The 16625-nt window shown below is 66.7% G+C and carries 14 protein-coding genes and 1 pseudogene; 8 read left to right on the top strand and 7 right to left on the bottom strand.

All coding sequences use genetic code 11. The features are described 5' to 3' along the window. The first annotated feature begins 93 nt into the window (after positions 1 to 93). Positions 94 to 1290 carry a CaiB/BaiF CoA transferase family protein gene (locus tag AC3WL8_RS19480; protein WP_211981118.1) on the top strand — a complete coding sequence of 399 codons (1197 nt, stop codon included), beginning with the start codon at positions 94 to 96 and terminating at the stop codon, positions 1288 to 1290. Then, positions 1283 to 2422, top strand: coding sequence for an acyl-CoA dehydrogenase family protein (locus tag AC3WL8_RS19475; protein ID WP_211981120.1), 1140 nt, complete (start codon positions 1283 to 1285; stop codon positions 2420 to 2422). Before AC3WL8_RS19480 ends, AC3WL8_RS19475 begins: the two co-directional genes overlap by 8 nt. A 27-nt stretch (positions 2423 to 2449) precedes the next feature. On the opposite strand, the gene AC3WL8_RS19470 is transcribed toward AC3WL8_RS19475, so the two are convergent. Next, complete coding sequence (locus AC3WL8_RS19470; protein ID WP_041228589.1) at positions 2450 to 2995, bottom strand: ProQ/FinO family protein; 546 nt, start codon at positions 2993 to 2995, stop codon at positions 2450 to 2452. A 217-nt stretch (positions 2996 to 3212) separates the two neighbouring features. Between AC3WL8_RS19470 and AC3WL8_RS19465 the strand changes: the two genes are divergently transcribed. Next, on the top strand, positions 3213 to 5114 hold the full coding sequence (locus tag AC3WL8_RS19465) for a potassium transporter Kup (RefSeq protein WP_013952614.1): 1902 nt from the start codon (positions 3213 to 3215) through the stop codon (positions 5112 to 5114). Here AC3WL8_RS19465 and AC3WL8_RS19460 read toward each other — a convergent pair. Together AC3WL8_RS19460 and AC3WL8_RS19455 are read right to left on the bottom strand one after the other, a co-directional pair. Further along, complete coding sequence (locus AC3WL8_RS19460; RefSeq protein ID WP_492378656.1) at positions 5111 to 6151, bottom strand: ribonuclease Z; 1041 nt, start codon at positions 6149 to 6151, stop codon at positions 5111 to 5113. The genes AC3WL8_RS19465 and AC3WL8_RS19460 overlap by 4 nt on opposite strands. 63 nt (positions 6152 to 6214) lie before the next feature. Then, positions 6215 to 6556 carry a hypothetical protein gene (locus AC3WL8_RS19455; RefSeq protein WP_492378655.1) on the bottom strand — a complete coding sequence of 114 codons (342 nt, stop codon included), beginning with the start codon at positions 6554 to 6556 and terminating at the stop codon, positions 6215 to 6217. A 249-nt stretch (positions 6557 to 6805) separates the two neighbouring features. On the opposite strand from AC3WL8_RS19455, the gene AC3WL8_RS19450 reads away from it, so the two are divergent. After that, positions 6806 to 7021, top strand: a complete 216-nt coding sequence (locus AC3WL8_RS19450; protein WP_041228590.1) for a CDGSH iron-sulfur domain-containing protein — start codon at positions 6806 to 6808, stop codon at positions 7019 to 7021. A 37-nt stretch (positions 7022 to 7058) separates the two neighbouring features. Here AC3WL8_RS19450 and AC3WL8_RS19445 read toward each other — a convergent pair. Both AC3WL8_RS19445 and pdxR read right to left on the bottom strand, forming a co-directional pair. Continuing rightward, positions 7059 to 7187, bottom strand: a pseudogene (locus AC3WL8_RS19445) (cytosine deaminase); the annotation flags it as partial. 134 nt (positions 7188 to 7321) lie between these two features. Beyond that, the gene (gene pdxR, locus AC3WL8_RS19440; RefSeq protein ID WP_041228591.1) at positions 7322 to 8836 is read right to left on the bottom strand and encodes a MocR-like pyridoxine biosynthesis transcription factor PdxR; all 1515 of its coding nucleotides are present in this window, start codon (positions 8834 to 8836) and stop codon (positions 7322 to 7324) included. Positions 8837 to 8970: 134 nt separating this feature from the next. Between pdxR and AC3WL8_RS19435 the strand changes: the two genes are divergently transcribed. The 4 genes from AC3WL8_RS19435 (at position 8971) to AC3WL8_RS19420 (ending at position 14605) form a co-directional block, all read left to right on the top strand. Next, on the top strand, positions 8971 to 10242 hold the full coding sequence (locus AC3WL8_RS19435; RefSeq protein ID WP_211981125.1) for a 4-aminobutyrate--2-oxoglutarate transaminase: 1272 nt from the start codon (positions 8971 to 8973) through the stop codon (positions 10240 to 10242). A 9-nt stretch (positions 10243 to 10251) separates the two neighbouring features. Next, on the top strand, positions 10252 to 11703 hold the full coding sequence (locus AC3WL8_RS19430; protein ID WP_492378654.1) for an NAD-dependent succinate-semialdehyde dehydrogenase: 1452 nt from the start codon (positions 10252 to 10254) through the stop codon (positions 11701 to 11703). Between the two features lie 269 nt (positions 11704 to 11972). Further along, positions 11973 to 12950, top strand: coding sequence for a Bug family tripartite tricarboxylate transporter substrate binding protein (locus AC3WL8_RS19425; RefSeq protein ID WP_211981126.1), 978 nt, complete (start codon positions 11973 to 11975; stop codon positions 12948 to 12950). A 65-nt stretch (positions 12951 to 13015) separates the two neighbouring features. Further along, a complete protein-coding gene (locus AC3WL8_RS19420) occupies positions 13016 to 14605 on the top strand; it encodes a gamma-glutamyltransferase family protein (RefSeq protein WP_153955871.1) in 1590 nt (529 codons plus the stop codon). A 17-nt stretch (positions 14606 to 14622) separates the two neighbouring features. Here the strand turns inward: AC3WL8_RS19420 and AC3WL8_RS19415 are convergent, their stop codons facing one another. Both AC3WL8_RS19415 and AC3WL8_RS19410 read right to left on the bottom strand, forming a co-directional pair. Beyond that, positions 14623 to 15216 (bottom strand): hypothetical protein, encoded by a 594-nt coding sequence (locus AC3WL8_RS19415; protein ID WP_211981129.1) that lies wholly within the window; start codon positions 15214 to 15216, stop codon positions 14623 to 14625. 31 nt (positions 15217 to 15247) lie between these two features. Continuing rightward, positions 15248 to 16537 (bottom strand): MFS transporter, encoded by a 1290-nt coding sequence (locus tag AC3WL8_RS19410; protein ID WP_153955870.1) that lies wholly within the window; start codon positions 16535 to 16537, stop codon positions 15248 to 15250. Between the last annotated feature and the right edge of the window lie 88 nt (positions 16538 to 16625).

The raw sequence follows: 16625 nt of genomic DNA, 5'->3' as shown, positions 1-16625 counted from the left end.
CGAATTTCATATTTTACTTGATAGCCTGCGCTGCGCAGAATCGGTGTCACTGAAACGCAAGCCCGCGGGCTTGCAAGCCCTGGAGGCCAAGACGTGACCCATTCCGACCTGCCGCTTGCCGGCATCCGCGTGATCGATTTCTCGCGCGTGCTGGCGGGCCCTTACTGCACGGCGCTGCTCGGCGACCTTGGCGCCGAGGTGATCAAGATTGAACCGCCGGGCGGCGACGACTACCGCGCGGTCGGTCCCTTCGTCGATGGCAAGAGCGGCCTGTTCTCTGCCATGAACCGCAACAAGCAGAGCATCGTGATCGACCTGAAGACGGCAGCTGGCCTGGCGCTGGCGCGCTCGCTCTGCGCCCGGGCCGACGTGGTGGTCGAGAACTTCCGTCCAGGTGTCGCGGACAAGCTGGGCATCGGCTATGAGGCGCTGCGTGCGCTGAATCCGTCAGTGGTCTACGCCAGCGTGTCGGGCTTCGGCCAGACCGGCCCGGAATCGCATCGCCCGGCCTACGACATCATCCTGCAGGCAATGTGCGGACTGATGGACGCCACCGGCGCCCCGGACGGCACCCCGACCATGCTGGGCGAGGCTGTCTCGGATGCGGTCAGCGGCCTGTTCGCCTCATGGGGCGTGCTGGCCGCGCTGCTGGCGCGCGAGAAGACCGGGCGGGGCACGCATATCGATGTCTCGATGTTCGACGCCACCCTAAGCCTGAGCGCCACTCTGGTTGCGCGCTATGCCGCGACCGGCTTGGCGCCGCGGCGCGTCGGCAACCGCCATCCCTCGTCCGCGCCGTTCGGCGTGTACCGCGCCGCGGACGGCTTCTACGTGGTGGCGGTGCTGAACAACAAGCTGTTCCAGGCACTGGCCAATGCCATCGGCCGGCCGGAGATGGCGCAGGATCCGCGCTTTGCCGACGACGAGACGCGCTGCCGCTTCGAGGGCGATCTGTGCGCCGTTCTCGAAGCCTGGTCGGCCAGCTTTTCCGTGGCCGAGGTGAACCGCCTGCTGAGCGAGGCGGGCATTCCTGTCGCGCCCATCCGCAACGTCAAGGAAGCCCTGGAAAGCGACCATGCCGCCCACCGCGGCCTGCTTACCGAAGTGGCCGAGGCGGAAGGCGGCACCGTGCGGCTGCCCTCGCAGCCGGTGAAGTTCTCCGGCTACGGCGCCAACCGCGTGACGCCCGCGCCGGCGCTGGGGCAGCACACCGAAGCCATCCTGGCCGAGTTGGCCAACGCTGCTACGGCGCATCCGCAAGTGTTCAGCAAGGAGAAACAACATGCATAAACGACTGGGCGTCGAACCGGGCGATCTCGAGATTGCCGACGCCATCGGCCGCTTCGCGCAAAGCGAACTGGCGCCGAAGGCGGCCGAGGTGGACCGGGCCGAAGCCTCCACCACGTGCTATGTGCCGCAACTTGCCGAACTCGGCCTGATGGGGATGAACCTGCCGGAACGCTGGGGCGGGACCGAGACCTCGCCCGTGGCACTGATCCTGTCGTTGGTGGAGGTTGCCAAGGCCTGCGCCTCTACCTCGTCGATGATCGGCGCGCACTACCTGGCTACCGATTCCATCCTGATCGGCGGCGACGACAGCCTGCGCGAGCGCTACCTGCCGGATGCGGCCGCCGGCATCAAGCTGGGCGCCTTTGCGCTGACCGAGCCGCGCGCCGGCTCCAACCCGGCCGACATGGCCACGCGCGCCACCCCGGAGGGCGACGGCTACCGACTGCGCGGGGTCAAGCATTTCATCTCCAACGCGGACGCGGCGGACTTTATCGTCGTCTACGCCAAGACCGATCCCGCCGCGGGCACGCGCGGTATCAGCGCCTTCGTGGTGGACCGGCACAGCGAGGGAGTGGAGATCGCTCCTGCCGAGAAACTGATGGGCATTCGCGGGGCGCCGGCCCATGAGGTGGCGCTGGACTGCTTCGTCCCTGCCGCCAACCGACTGGGGCCGGAAGGCACGGGCTTCCGTACCGCGATGAAGGTGCTGGACAACAGCCGCCTGGACGTGGCCGCCACCAGCCTGGGCATTGCCGAGGCAGCGCTGGCCTGCGCCGCGGACTGGGCCAGGCAGCGCCAGGTCGGCGGCGAGCCGCTGGCGCGCAAGCAAGGCCTGCAATGGATGTTCGCCGACATGCGCACGCGGCTGGAGGCGGCCTGGCTGCTGACCCTGCAGGCGGCGGTACGGCGCCGGGACGGCGAGCCCTTCACCGGGCAGGCATCGATGGCCAAGCTCTATGCCTCGGAGATGGTCGGCTTTGTTACCGACGCCGCGCTGCAGATCCACGGCGGCTACGGCTTCACGCGCGAAATGCCGCTGGAGCGGTTGGTGCGCGATGCGCGGATCCTGCGCATCTATGAAGGCTCGTCGGAAATCCAGCGGACGGTGATCGCACGCGCGGTGCTGGCGTAAGCGCCGCTGCAGATCCGACGGCGGGGATCAGGGCGTGGCAGGCGTGTCAGGGCTGTCAGGCGTGGCGGCGGGCGCGGCAGGTGTGTCAGGCGTGGCCGCGGGCGTGGCAGGCTTGGCTTTCCGCGGCCGGGCGCCCGCACTGCGGCGGGCCTTCAGTTGCTGGGCCCGCTTGGCATCCGCCAGGCTGACGACGCCGGCCTCATTGCCGTCCAGGTCCAGCCGCTTGGCGCCTTCCACCATGCACGACCAATAGCGTGCGCCGCTGCACCAGGTGCGGATCGCTTCACGCAGCTCCGCCTCGGTCAGGGCAAGCTTTCCCGCATGCTGGGCCAGATCCTCAAACGTGCCGACCTTCAGCGGCACCTTGGGTGCCGGGTTCTTCGGAAACGCCTTGGGGAAGTGCTTCTGCAGCCGGGCAATCGAATGCACCACCGGATCGACGGGCGGCTTCGCGGGTGCGGCAGCCGGCGCGGCAGCTGGCGCGGGGCGCCGGCGCTTGCCTTCCGTACGTGATTCGGCCTTCGCCTTGTTTGCCAGTTGATCCCTTAGTGCTGCGAGTTGTTCAAAGCCCATGATATTTGCCGTTCTGTGAACCAGAATTGTAGCAAGGCTGGGCCAATGACAGGTTCGGCGGCATTTTGCATGCGGCGGACATGGGTCGAATACGTCTCTCGCTCCCGAAAGGCGGGGCCCGGACAGAAGGGCTGGCGGCGGGACGTCCTCACATGATTGCCCTGAGCAGGCGGACCATCCGTTCGAAAATCGAGGAGCCGCGGTGGATTCTTATGCCATGAACGGTGAAACGCCAGACGAGTCGCACCTGCAGCAATCCCGCGCAGCGCTCACCCTTGCTGCGTTAGGCGTCGTCTACGGCGATATTGGCACGAGCCCCCTTTATGCGGTCAAGGAAACCTTCAATCCAGCCCACGGGATTCCCCTCGTAACCGAGAACATACTCGGCGGCATCTCCGCGATCCTCTGGGCGCTGATGGTGGTCGTTTCGCTCAAGTACGTGATCCTCATCATGCGGGCAAACAACAGGGGCGAAGGCGGCATCATGGCACTGCTCGCGCTCGCCCTGGCGTCCGTGAAAAAGGTCGGTCGCTCCCCGACGCCGATCCTGCTCGTGGGCCTGTTTGGCGCGGCGCTCTTCTATGGTGATGCCGTGCTGACGCCTGCCATGTCGGTGCTCTCGGCGCTCGAAGGCATCGAGGTGGGCACTACCGCGCTGCAGCCGTATATCTTGCCGGCATCGGTGGGTGTGTTGATCGCGCTGTTCCTGTTCCAACGCCATGGCACCGCGGCCATCGGCGCGCTGTTCGGGCCTGTCACGATCGTGTGGTTTATCGCCCTGGCCGCCGCGGGCATCCACGGCATCGCCCGGTATCCAGCAATCCTGGGCGCGCTCAGCCCGCTGCACGCGCTCGGTTTCGTGACGCAGCACGGGTTCGCCTCGTTTGCGGTGCTTGGGGCGGTGCTGCTCGCGTTCACCGGTGCCGAAGCGCTCTACGCCGATATGGGACACTTCGGCAGTGCCCCGATTCGCCTGGCCTGGTTCGGCCTGGTATTCCCGGCCCTTGCGCTCAACTACCTGGGGCAGGGCGCGCTGATCATTGTGAATGCAAAAGCAATCGAGAACCCCTTCTACCTGCTCTTTCCGTCGTGGGCCCTTTATCCGATGGTTGCACTTGCGACAGCGGCAACAGTGATCGCGTCGCAGGCGACGATTTCGGGTGCCTACTCGCTGACGAAACAAGGAATCCAGCTGGGCTATCTGCCACGCATGAACGTGGTGCACACATCAGAGCGGGCGATCGGTCAGATCTACATACCGACGCTCAACGGGATATTGCTTGTTGCGGTTCTGATTGCCGTGCTCGGCTTCGGGTCTTCGTCCAATCTTGCTTCGGCATATGGTGTCGCGGTCACCGGCACGATGCTGGTGACGACGCTTCTCACCTTCTTTGTGATCCGCTACGGTTGGCGCTACAACTTGCTGCTAAGCCTTTTCGCAACTGGCTTCTTTATCGCGGTGGATATGGCTTTCGTTTCTTCCAGCCTGTTGAAAGTTGCCGAAGGGGGCTGGTTCCCGCTCGTTGTCGGGGCCGTGATGTTTGTCGTGATGCTGACATGGGTTCGCGGCCGGCAAGCCCTGTTGGAGCGGCTCCAAAGTACCGACGTACCCCTCAAGTCGTTCCTGGATTCGCTGTTTCTCGCACCACCACCGCGTGTACCCGGCACGGCGGTGTTCCTTACCCCGACACCGGATGTGGTGCCACATGCGTTGATGCATAACCTCAACCATAACAGGGTGCTACACGAGCGCGTCGTGTTTCTTACCGTGAAGATGAAGGACGTACCATCGGTGCCGGTGACCGAGTGCGCGGCCGTTGAACCGCTCGGACACGCCTGCTACCTGATAACGCTGCGCTTTGGCTTCATGAACCGGCCCGATGTTGCGCAGGCGCTCGGCGCGCTGCCTGCGGCGGCTGGCCTGGAGTTTGACATCATGGACACCTCGTTCTTCCTGAGTCGCGAGGCCATCGTCCCTGCAGCCGGCGTTTCCAGTGGCATGGCCTCATGGCGTGAGCGTCTGTTTGCCACGATGAGCAGGAACGCCGGTAATGCTGCAGATTATTTCAACATACCGGCAAATCGCGTGATCGAGATTGGCACGCAGATCGAGATCTAGACCGCAGGCGGTACCTGTTCTGCAAAGGACTCCGTGGCCCAGGCGTCCCGTACCTCGGCAGCCAGTTCATCGGCGCGCCCTTGATAGCGTGGCGAAAAATGGAACGGCGTCACCGCGCGTGCGCCGATGCTGCGCGCAATCAATCCGGCCTGGGCAGCGGTCAGGTGGTTCTTGCGCAGGCCGTGTGCCCGGTCAACGTCCAGGAACACGCTCTCGATGAAGAGCTGGTCGACGCCTTGCATCAGTTGCGACAGCGCTTGCACGTTCTCGCTCGTATAGCGCAGGTCGGTCACGTAGCCGATGCGCCGGCCGGGCTCGGCATCCAGGATCAGCCGGCTCAGCTCGCCGACCGTTCGCGCCGACGCATGGTCGCCGAGCCGGTCCCGCCACTGCACAAGGATCGGCGCATCGTCGGCTGCGCCGGTCAGGACGGCATGCTTGAGTTCGCGCAGCCAGGCGCCGGTGGTCAGACCGGATGCGGCCAGGCGTTCCTTGTTGACGCCGAGTCGGGCCTTTTCCTCCACCAGGTAGGCCAGGCATGGAGTCCCGTGGTCGACAAAGCAGGCGCGCACCCGGAACGTCGCTTCGTCGTGCGCGATATCGCCGGTCCTCGCGGCGCGCGCTTCGGCTTCTCTGGCAAAGCCGTGCCGGCTGGAAAAGCAGGCGCGCCGCATCTGCCGGTCCAGTCCAAGTTCGGCCACTTCGATGACCAGTTCGGTGGCGTAGCGATGCACCACGTTCCAGGTATAGGCAAGCAGCTTGTGCTCGACCTGCGCCAGGAATCCTGGCCCGCCGACCAGCACAATGCGCGGCTTGCGCCCGAGCAGCACCCGCAGCAGCTTGTCGAAGCCAGAGAAATGATCCATGTGCGCATGCGTGACAAACACATGCGACAGGCGCATCAGTTCGCGCGGCATCAGCCGGGCGATGTCGCCCAGGTCGAACAGCAGCGCGCGCCGTTCGTCCAGGAAGTCGACGAACAGCCCCGGGTCGCCAAAGGCATCGTTGACGAGGCGGGCTTCCAGCAAAGGGCGCATGATCAATCGCGGTGCGACCGGCACCAGGCTCAGGCAAAGGCGCATGCTGGTCCGGGCTGCCAGTCACCGCCCGGTCAGCTGGCGCAGCAGCTTCTGCACGATTCGCTCATGCTCCTCCAGCGCCGCGTCAAGCGTCTGCGCGCCAAAACTTTCATTGTCCTGCTCAGCTAGCCCTGTGACGCGCGTGATGAACAAGGGGGTGTCCGTCGGTGCGGCTTCCGACACGCCCCGGAAGCGGGTCGTCACCATGCCGCCGGACTGCTCCAGCAGGGTGCGGCGGAATACCAGGTCGTTGTCCGCCATCCAGCGCGACCATTCGTCGTGGTCGGTTACCTGCACTGGCCGGTTCTTCTCATCAAGGATATAGAAGCGGCGCCATTGCTGTGCGTCTTGACGAGCCTTCATCGAAGGCCACCTCCGTACGGTTGTGGGCACCCGGGCTCGGCGGACAACCGTGGCCGGAGTGCCGGAAGCTGGCCGTCTGTGGCCGCAAAGTGCTTTGCAAGGGACTGCCACGCAAGGCACGAGCTCAACGTTGCCCTACAGCCAGTCTATTTAACGCCCGCCACAAACTGGAGTAGATTTGAAGAGACAGGCGCGCACAAGGTTGCCACAGGGGTGCCAGCGTGGCTGTCGCCTGGGAGTGTATGCATCATGGACGAAGACACCGTTGTCACCGTTACGGTACAGGACAATGGGCCGTACCGCATAAAGGGTCCCGTCAGGATCGTGACCCCGGCAGGCGCCACCTTCGCTTTTGAAGGCGAGCAGGTCTGGTTGTGCCGGTGCGGCCATTCCGAGAACAAGCCTTTCTGCGATGGCTCGCACAAGCGGCAGGGGTTCAGCAGCACGCCACAGCCGAAGTCTTGAGCCGCCTGAGATTGAACCAGCGCCAGCACAGCCTGGTTCATGCCAGCGCGCCATTGCGCGCGACCACCCGGCCGGCCGACACCACCAGTTGCCGGACCGGCCTTGCCACGACCGCCTCGGCCACCGTTTGCGCGGCGACCAGCACCAGGTCCGCCCGGTCGCCCGGCGCCGATGCGCACGAACTGGCCGTCTGCCATCAGGATATCAACCTGGTTCCCGGCTGCGAGCCGGACATTGCGGACCAACAGTTGATTCATTGCAATTCCGGCTTTTGTCAGGATGAAACTCTCACTGCATGGTTCAACGCAGCGGGGCGCGCATGCCGCCGCGCGGCAGGCAGCCAAGCAGCCTGTCGAAGGCCGGCGCGATGTCCTCTTCCGGTACGCAGGCATACCCCAGCAGCAGGCCTTGCTGAACAGCATCGCCGATGAAATAGCGCGACAGCGGCCGCACCACGATGCCGCGCTCGCGGGCAGCGGCGGTGATGGCCACGTCGTCGGCATCGTCGGGCAGGCGCAGCACCAGGTGCAGGCCGGCATTGCTGCCGTGCTCGTGCAGCGCGCCGGGGCCGAGGTATCGCTCGATCAACGCGGCCAGGATGGCGCGCCGCCGGGCATACAGCGGCCGCATTCGGCGGATGTGGGCGGCATAGTCGCCGGCCTGCATGAATTCGGCGACGGTCGCCTGCGTCATCAGGTGGCCGGCCCGGTATAGCTCGGCGTGCGCGGTCTGGAAGGCGCCGGCCAGGCTGCGCGGTAACACCAGGTAGCCCATGCGCAAGCCCGGATAGAGCGTCTTGCTGAAGGTGCCGATATAGATCACCGGCGCATCCGGTTCCATGCCCTGCAACGACGGAATCGGCTGCCCGGAAAAACGGAACTCGCTGTCGTAGTCGTCTTCCACGATCCAGCTGCCGCGCTGGCGGGCGTATTCCAGCAGCGCGCGCCGGCGCTTCAGGCTCATCACGGCGCCGAGCGGGTACTGGTGCGAGGGCGTGACGAAGATAAAGCGCGGCGCGGGCATCTCCCTGCCGGCTTCGGTGTCGGGCAGCGTCAGGCCTTCGTCGTCCACCAGCTTCGGCACCATGCCGATGTCGCTGACCTGCAGCACGCCGCGGATGCCCCAATAGCTGGGTTCCTCCACCCATGCCTGGTCGCCGGGCGAGCCCAGCATCCTCACCACCAGGTCGATGGCCTGGTGAATGCCCTCGGTGATCAGCACCTGGTCCGGATCGCAGCGCACCGAGCGCGCCACCCGCAGATGCGCCGCCAGGGCTTCGCGCAGCGCCGGCAGCCCGCCGCCATGGCTGTAGCTCAGCCACTCCGGGTGCGGGTTGCGCCACACGCGGGCCGAGATCTGGGCATAGCGGCGATGCGGGAAGCGCGTGACGTCGGGCACGCCCGGCATGAAGGCGCCCCATTGGGTGGGCGAGGCCGAGGCATTGGCCAGCAGCCGCTGTCCGCGCGGCGACAGCCCGGGCATGGCCTGCGGCCCGACCTCGGTCGCCGGGGCTGCGGCGGCGTTCAGGTAGCGCTCTGGCGCGGTGGCGGCAACGAAGGTGCCGCTGCCGGTGCGCGCGTACAGGTATCCCTCGGCCAGCAGCTGGTCGTAGGCAAACATCACCGTATTGCGCGACAGCCCCAGCTCGGCGGCCAGGTCGCGTTGCGGCGGCAGGCGGGTGGCCGGCGCAAGGCTGCCGTCCTGTATCGCGCCGCGGATGCATTCGTAGAGGCCGCGGTTAAGCGGTTTGCCCAGTGCCGCCGTGCCTTCGGGGCCCAGGCGCTGGAGCAGCTGGTCGCCGCAGATCGATTTCAAATTGGCACCATCGGAATTGCGAAAGCGGTACTGGATTATAGGGCCAAGGCCGGTTGAAATGGCTGGCATCGCTGGGCCCCTGCCAGCGGTGCCCGTTTCGCGAGTCGGCCGGTGCCGACAGTCCTTACCGCACAATGACCATGAAAAACCTCGAACTGAACCAACGCCGTACCCTCGCGACGCCGCGCGGCGTGGGCGTGATGTGCGATTTCTACGCCGACCGCGCCGAGAACGCCACGCTGTGGGATGTGGAAGGCCGTGCCTACACGGACTTCGCCGCCGGCATCGCCGTGCTCAACACGGGCCACCGCCACCCGCGCGTGATGCAGGCCATCGCCGCGCAGCTGGAGCGTTTCACGCATACGGCCTACCAGATCGTGCCCTACCAGGGCTATGTCGCGCTGGCCGAGCGCATCAACGCGCTGGTGCCGATCCAGGGCCTGAACAAGACGGCCCTGTTCACCACCGGCGCAGAGGCCGTGGAGAACGCCATCAAGATCGCCCGTGCGCATACCGGCCGCCCCGGCGTGATCGCATTCTCTGGCGCCTTCCATGGCCGCACGCTGCTGGGCATGGCGCTGACCGGCAAGGTGGCGCCGTACAAGATCGGGTTTGGCCCGTTCCCCTCCGACATCTATCACGCCCCGTTCCCCAGCGCGCTGCATGGCGTCAGCACTGAGCGAGCGCTGCAGGCGCTTGAAGGCCTGTTCAAGACCGATATCGATCCGGGCCGCGTGGCCGCGATCATCGTTGAGCCGGTGCAAGGTGAAGGCGGCTTCCAGGCGGCGCCGGCCGATTTCATCCGGGGCCTGCGGGCGGTGTGCGACCAGCACGGCATCGTGCTGATCGCCGATGAAGTGCAGACCGGCTTTGGCCGTACCGGCAAGATGTTCGCGATGTCGCACTATGACGTGGAGCCGGACCTGATCACCATGGCCAAGAGCCTGGCCGGCGGCATGCCACTGTCGGCCGTCAGCGGCCGGGCCGCGATCATGGATGCGCCGCTGCCCGGCGGCCTCGGTGGCACCTATGCCGGCAATCCGCTGGCGGTGGCCGCAGCGCACGCGGTCATCGATGTCATCGAGGAAGAAAAGCTGTGCGAGCGCTCCGCCAGCCTGGGCCAGCAGTTGCGCGAGCACCTGCTGGCGCAGCGCAAGCACTGCCCCGCAGTGGCCGAGGTGCGCGGGCTGGGTTCGATGGTCGCCGCCGAATTCTGTGATCCCGCCACGGGCCAGCCCAGCGCCGAGCATGCCAAACGCGTCCAGGCCCGTGCTCTGGAAGCCGGCCTGGTGCTGCTGACCTGCGGCACCTACGGCAATGTCATCCGCTTCCTCTATCCGCTCACCATCCCGCAGGCTCAGTTCGACGCGGCGCTGGCGGTGCTGACCCAGGCGCTGGCCGAATAAGGGGAACACATGGAACTCCAACATACCGCGCTGTTGCGCAGCCATTGCCTGATCGACGGCGAATGGACCGGGGCGCAAAGCGGCGCAGAACTCGCCGTCTTCAACCCGGCGACTCAAGAACGGATCGGCTCGGTGCCTCTGGCCGGCGCGGCTGAAGCCGAACAGGCGGTGCGCGCCGCCGAGCGCGCGCTGCCGGCGTGGCGCGCGCAGACGGGCAAGGCGCGCGCCGCCGCGCTGCGCCGCTGGGCCGACCTGATGCTGGCACACCAGGAAGACCTGGCTCAGTTGATGACAGCAGAGCAAGGCAAGCCGCTGGCCGAGGCGCGTGGCGAGGTGGCCTACGCCGCGAGCTTCCTCGAGTGGTTTGGCGAGGAAGCCAAGCGGGTCGATGGCGAGGTGCTGGCCAGCCCGCGCAGCAGCCAGAAGATGCTGGTGCTGCGCGAGCCGGTGGGCGTGTGCGCGGCCATTACGCCGTGGAACTTCCCCGCGGCGATGATCACGCGCAAGGTCGGCCCGGCGCTCGCCGCCGGCTGCACCATCATCGTCAAGCCCGCCGAACAGACGCCGCTCACGGCACTGGCGCTGGCCGTGCTGGGCGAACAGGCCGGCGTGCCGCGTGGCGTGCTGCAGGTGGTGACCGGCGACGCCGTGCAGATCGGCGGCGTGCTGTGCGCCAGCGCGGTGGTGCGCAAGCTCAGCTTTACCGGCTCGACAGCGATCGGCAAGCTGCTGATGGCGCAGTGCGCCGGCACCGTGAAGAAGCTCTCGCTGGAACTGGGTGGCAACGCGCCGCTGATCATCTTCGACGATGCCGACCTGGATCGCGCGGTCGAGGGCATCCTTGCCTCCAAGTTCCGCAACAGCGGCCAGACCTGTGTCTGCGCCAACCGCATTTATGTGCACGACCGCGTCTACGACGAGGTCGCGCGCCGGCTGGTCAGCGCGGTCGAAAAGCTGCGGCCGGGCCATGGCGTCGACAGCGGGGTCACGCAAGGCCCGCTCATCGACGCCGATGCGGTAGCCAAGGTCGAAGCGCATATCGCCGACGCGCTCGCGCACGGCGCCACGGTGCTGACGGGCGGCCAGCGCCATGCGCTCGGCGGCACCTTCTTCGCGCCGACGGTGCTGGCCAATGCAACTTCGTCGATGCGGGTCGCGCGCGAGGAGACCTTCGGCCCGCTGGCACCGCTGTTCCGCTTCACCAGCGAAGAAGAAGTGGTGGCGATGGCGAACGATACCGAATCCGGGCTGGCCGCCTACTTCTTCTCGCGCGACATGGCGAAGATCTGGCGCGTGGCGCAGGCGCTCGAGTACGGCATGGTCGGCATCAATACTGGGCTGATCTCCAACGAGGTGGCGCCGTTCGGCGGCGTCAAGCAATCGGGGCTGGGCCGCGAAGGCTCACGCCATGGCATCGACGAGTATCTGGAGACGAAGTACCTCTGCATGGAAGTCGAATAACAGCAATGGGGTAAAGCACACCCCACCACCAGGGCGGGGCATGGCGCACCCACGCAGTGCGCTGGCCCCATGGAGACAAGACAGTCCGGCAAATGCCGGTGCCAGGTGGGCGACTCCGGTGCAAGACCTGCGCAAACTTCCGGGAAAGGGAAGGGGGCGGACAGGACGCGCGCCGGGATCGGCCCAACGCCAATGGCACGCATATTGCGGACTGGGAAGTGCCATCCGTTCCTGTCAGCGGATGCCATTTTATCGATGAGGGTACAAAGATGCGTTCCACTGCTATCCGCAGCCTGCTTGCTGTCACCATGCTGACGGCCTCTTCACTGGCACTTGCGCAAGGCACCCGCGACTGGCCCAGCCAGCCGGTGCGTATTGTCGTGCCGTTCCAGGCCGGCTCGGCCACCGACCTGATCTCGCGGCAGATCGGCATCGGGCTCGGCAAGGAATACAGCCAGACCTTTGTGGTTGAAAACCGCCCGGGCGCCGCCGCGATGATCGGCAGCGAGGTGGCCGCGCGCGCGCCGGCCGATGGCTATACGCTGCTGATGTCCGGGCCGGCGTCGATGGTGACCAACCGGTTCCTGTACAAGAAGCTCAGCTATGACCCGGATGCGTTCGAGAAGGTGGCAGTGGTCGCGGTCACGCCGAATATCCTATTGTCCAACCCCTCGCTGCCGTTCAAGACGCTGCCCGAGATGGTCGCGTATGCCAAGGCTAATCCCGGCAAGCTGACCTATGCCTCCTTCGGTGCCGGCACCACCTCGCATATCGCCGGCGAGATGCTGAAGGCCGCGGCCGGCATCGATATCGTCCATGTGCCGTACAAGGGCGCCGGCGAAGCGATCCCGGCGCTGCTGTCGGGCCAGGTGTCGATGTATTTCGACACCATCATGACCGGCCTGCCCTATGTGAAGGCCGGCAAGCTGCGCGCGCTCGGCATGTCCACCGCTAAGCGCTCGCCCAACGCGCCGGAGATTCCGACGATTGCCGAGCAGGGTTATGCCGGTTTCGATATCGCACCGTGGTATGGCATTGTCGCGCCCAAGGGCACGCCGGCCGACGTGGTCAGCAAGCTCAATGTCTCGATCAACAAGCTGCTCAAGGCCCCGGAGTTCCGTGAACGCCTTGCTGCCACCGGTGCCGAGCCGCGCGGCGGCAGCGTCGGCGATTTCAGCGCGATGGTCAGCGCGGAGATCCCGCGCACCGAAAAGCTCGTCAAGCAATCCGGCGTGACGCTGCAATAAGCCGCGTGCAGCAACCCTGGGGCGCCGCCCGCGCGCCCTTTTACCTGTTCTGAATGGAGTTCCCGATGTTGCCTTTCGACTGGACCTTTCCCTACCCGTCGCAAAAGATGCCGCTGCTGGCCGCCAACGCGGTCAGCACCAGTCAGCCGCTCGCCGCGCAGGCGGGGCTGCGCATGCTGTACGAAGGCGGCAATGCCATCGACAGCGCCATTGCCAGCGCGATTGCGCTGACCGTGGTGGAGCCGGTCATGAACGGCATTGGCGGGGACATGTTCGCGCTGGTCTGGCATGAGGGGCAGCTGTACGGGCTCAACTCCAGCGGCCGGGCGCCGGCGCGCTGGACCCTGGATCATTTCGCCGGGCACGACAGCATGCCCCAGGTTGGCTGGGATACGGTCACCGTGCCGGGCCAGGTCGCGGGCTGGAAGGCGCTGTCGGCCCGCTTCGGCAAGCTGCCGTTCGCGCGGCTGTTCGCACCGGCCATCGAGTACGCTGAACAGGGTTTCCTGGTGTCACCGCAGATCGCACGGCAATGGGCCGCGCAGGTGCCGGTGCTGGCCGGGCAGCCTGGTTTTGCCAAGGCGTTCCTGCGCGACGGCAGGGCACCGCAGGCGGGCGAGCGCTGGCGTTTCCCGGAGCAGGCCGCCACGCTGCAGCGTATTGCCGAGAGCGATGGCGCAAGCTTCTACACGGGTGAACTCGCCGCGCGCATCGTCGCGTTCGCCGAGGAAACCGGAGGCGCCATCCGCGCCGACGACCTGGCCGCGCATCGCGCCGCCTGGGTCCAGCCGATGGCGCAGCAGTTCCGCGGCTATACGCTCCATGAAATTCCCCCGAACGGCCAGGGCATCGCCGCGCTGATCGGCCTCGGCATCCTGGACCGCTTCGACGTGGAAAGCATGGGCTGCGACAGCGCCGGCTTCTACCACGTCAGCATCGAGGCGATGAAGCTGGCCTTCGCCGACCTGCACCGCCACGTGTCGGACCCCGCCACCATGCAGCACGCGCCCGCCGCCTTCCTGGATCCGGCCTATCTTGCCGAGCGCGCGGCGCTGATCGATATGAAACGCGCCGGCACACCCACCGCTGGCGTTCCGAAGAGCGGCGGCACCGTCTACCTGTCCAGCGCGGATGCCGCGGGTTCGATGGTGTCGTATATCCAGTCCAACTACCGCGGCTTTGGCTCCGGCGTGGTGGTGCCCGGCACCGGCATCGCGCTGCATAACCGCGGCGCGGGCTTCAACCTGAAGCCCGGCCACGCCAACTGCGTGGCGCCGGGCAAGCAGCCGATGCACACCATCATCCCGGGCTTCGTCACCCGCAATGGCGAGCCAGTAATGTCATTCGGCGTGATGGGCGGCTCGATGCAGGCGCAGGGCCACGTGCAGATGATGGCGCGGCTTGCTGCCTTCGGCCAGAATCCGCAGGCCATGAGCGATGCCCCGCGCTTCCGCGTGGAGCACGGCCCGGTGGTGAATGTCGAGGCGCATCTGCCGCCGGACGTGGTCTCCACGCTGCGCGGCATGGGCCATCGCGTTGAAGTGGCGCCGCGCGACAGCCTGGAGTTCGGTTCGGCGCAGCTTATCTACAAGGCGCCGGACGGCTATATCGCGGCCTCGGACTCGCGGCGCGACGGGCAGGCAGTGGGGTTTTAGGCGCGAGCCGCCCGCGGTCACAGCGGCGCAGGCTGGGGCTGGCTGGCAGACGTGGCCGCGGCGGGCTTCTTGTTGTCAGTGCCGCTATATGAGAAGTACCTCGCCTTCGCGCCCCTGGCCCAGTACGCCACGGTGAAGTGCTTGCTGTCGCGCCCATAGAGCAGTTCCAGGCTGCCATTCGCGGCGGCCCACTCGGCGTAGCCATTCTCCGCCGCGCCTTCGGTCTTGCGCAGGGACGCATAGCGTTCGTCGAGCTTCTTGCGCACCTCATCCAGCGCCGTGCGCTCGAACGTCATCGTGATCAGCGCCACGGTGTCCTGCGCATCGCAGTTCAGGATCACGCGCGTCAGGCCCGGGAGGTGGAAGCGCTCCAGGTGCCTGAGCTCGACGGCATCGCCACCGGCCCACTCGGACTTGCCGGTCCTGGCGTTATTCTGCGGCGGCGCCAGGCGAGAGCACCTGGCCTTGCCCAGCTCCAGTCCCAGCGGCGCCGCGGTGTTGCCGGCTGCGTCAGGCTGGGCAGGAGATGCAGCATGGATCGAAACGGATGTCAGCAGGGCGGCACAGAGCAGGGCGGCCTGCTTCAGGTTCAGGCGGGAAAGTGCTTTCACGGTCTTGAGGAGAAGTTGTCAGCCGGGGATTCTACGGCTTTCTTGCTTCCTGCCGTCCGATCTTGCTAATGACGGGTGTGCCTGCCTGCGCGGCTTGCGCCGGCATGAAGCGGCGGGTGGCGGCCCAGAACATCAGCGCCAGCAAGCTGACCACGGCGCCCAGCACGCAGACGCCCCGCCACCCGGCAGCCTCATAGACTGCCGTGGTGGCAATGGCGCCCAGCCCGCTGCCCGCCGCGTAGAACAGCATGTACGCGCCGACCAGCCGGCTATGTACCGCGGGGTCGGTGCGGAAGATCATGCTCTGGTTGGTGACGTGGATGGCCTGGCCGCCCAGGTCGAGCAGCACGATGCCAATGGCCAGCGGCCACAGCGATGTCTCCAGCCACGACAGCGGAAGCCAGGCCGCCACCAGCAGCACCAGTGCCGCGAGCGTGGTGCGCTGCCCGAAGCCCTGGTCCGCCCAGCGTCCCGCACGCGCGGCCGCCAGGGCACCCACCGCGCCAACCAGCCCGAAGGCGCCGATGGCCGTATGCGACAGCGCGTAGGGCGGAGCGCTCAGCGGCAATACCAGGGCGCTCCACAGGATGTTGAACGCCGCGAACATCAGCAGCGCGATCGTGCCCCGGATCTGCAAGACCCGGTCGCGGCGCAGCAGCAGGAACATCGATGCGACCAGGCTGGCATAGCGCATCCGCTGGCCGGCGCTGGCCACCACTGGCAGCGCACGCCATAGCAGCCACGCAAGCACCAGCATCGCCGCTGCGGCGCAGACATAGACGTTGCGCCACCCGACCACGTCGCTGACGCCGCCGGCCACGACACGCGCCAGCAGCAGTCCGATAAAGACACCGCTCTGCGCGGTGCCGACCACGCGCCCGCGTTCATGCGGTCCTGCTGCCGCGGCCGCGTAGGCGATCAGTCCCTGGGTCATGGCGGTGCCGAGCAAGCCGGTCAGGAGCATCCCCGCCAGCAGCACGGTAACGGACGGCGCCAGCGCCACGGCGGCCAGCGCGCCGGCCAGGGCAAGCACCTGTGCCAGCATCAGGCGGCGGCGTTCCACAAGGTCGCCCAGCGGCACCAGCAACAGCAGCGCCAGGGCACAGCCAAGCTGGGTGGCGGTGACCACGCCGCCGATGGCCCCGGCGCTGATGGAGAAATCCGCCATCAGCGCATCCAGCAGCGGCTGGGCGTAATAGACATTGGCGACGCTCAGGCCGCTGGCGCAGGCGAACAGCAGCACGGCGCCGCGCGGCAGGTTCGCACACGGTGCCGCAGGGCAAGTCGGAGGCGGTGCCGTCACCGCGGGGGAGGTTTCCATACCAGTTCATATGGTTGCAAATCAAAACCAGTTGAAGCGTAAGCCTACTGGTTTTAAAATGCAACTACATTGACGGGCTGCACAGCCC

The sequence above is a fragment of the Cupriavidus sp. FW305-F7 genome (assembly GCF_058782875.1).
Note: the sequence above shows the minus strand (reverse complement) of the source record. Positions and strands in the feature narration are given on the sequence as shown.

What these genes read in the sequence shown, in the direction of transcription:
- AC3WL8_RS19475 (WP_211981120.1), top strand. Translation starts at nt 1,283, where the DNA reads ATGCATAAACGACTGGGCGTCGAACCGGGCGATCTCGAGATTGCCGAC.
- AC3WL8_RS19470 (WP_041228589.1), bottom strand. Translation starts at nt 2,995, where the DNA reads ATGGGCTTTGAACAACTCGCAGCACTAAGGGATCAACTGGCAAACAAG.
- AC3WL8_RS19465 (WP_013952614.1), top strand. Translation starts at nt 3,213, where the DNA reads ATGAACGGTGAAACGCCAGACGAGTCGCACCTGCAGCAATCCCGCGCA.
- AC3WL8_RS19460 (WP_492378656.1), bottom strand. Translation starts at nt 6,151, where the DNA reads ATGCGCCCTTTGCTGGAAGCCCGCCTCGTCAACGATGCCTTTGGCGAC.
- AC3WL8_RS19455 (WP_492378655.1), bottom strand. Translation starts at nt 6,556, where the DNA reads ATGAAGGCTCGTCAAGACGCACAGCAATGGCGCCGCTTCTATATCCTT.
- AC3WL8_RS19450 (WP_041228590.1), top strand. Translation starts at nt 6,806, where the DNA reads ATGGACGAAGACACCGTTGTCACCGTTACGGTACAGGACAATGGGCCG.
- AC3WL8_RS19435 (WP_211981125.1), top strand. Translation starts at nt 8,971, where the DNA reads ATGACCATGAAAAACCTCGAACTGAACCAACGCCGTACCCTCGCGACG.
- AC3WL8_RS19430 (WP_492378654.1), top strand. Translation starts at nt 10,252, where the DNA reads ATGGAACTCCAACATACCGCGCTGTTGCGCAGCCATTGCCTGATCGAC.
- AC3WL8_RS19425 (WP_211981126.1), top strand. Translation starts at nt 11,973, where the DNA reads ATGCGTTCCACTGCTATCCGCAGCCTGCTTGCTGTCACCATGCTGACG.
- AC3WL8_RS19420 (WP_153955871.1), top strand. Translation starts at nt 13,016, where the DNA reads ATGTTGCCTTTCGACTGGACCTTTCCCTACCCGTCGCAAAAGATGCCG.
- AC3WL8_RS19410 (WP_153955870.1), bottom strand. Translation starts at nt 16,537, where the DNA reads ATGGAAACCTCCCCCGCGGTGACGGCACCGCCTCCGACTTGCCCTGCG.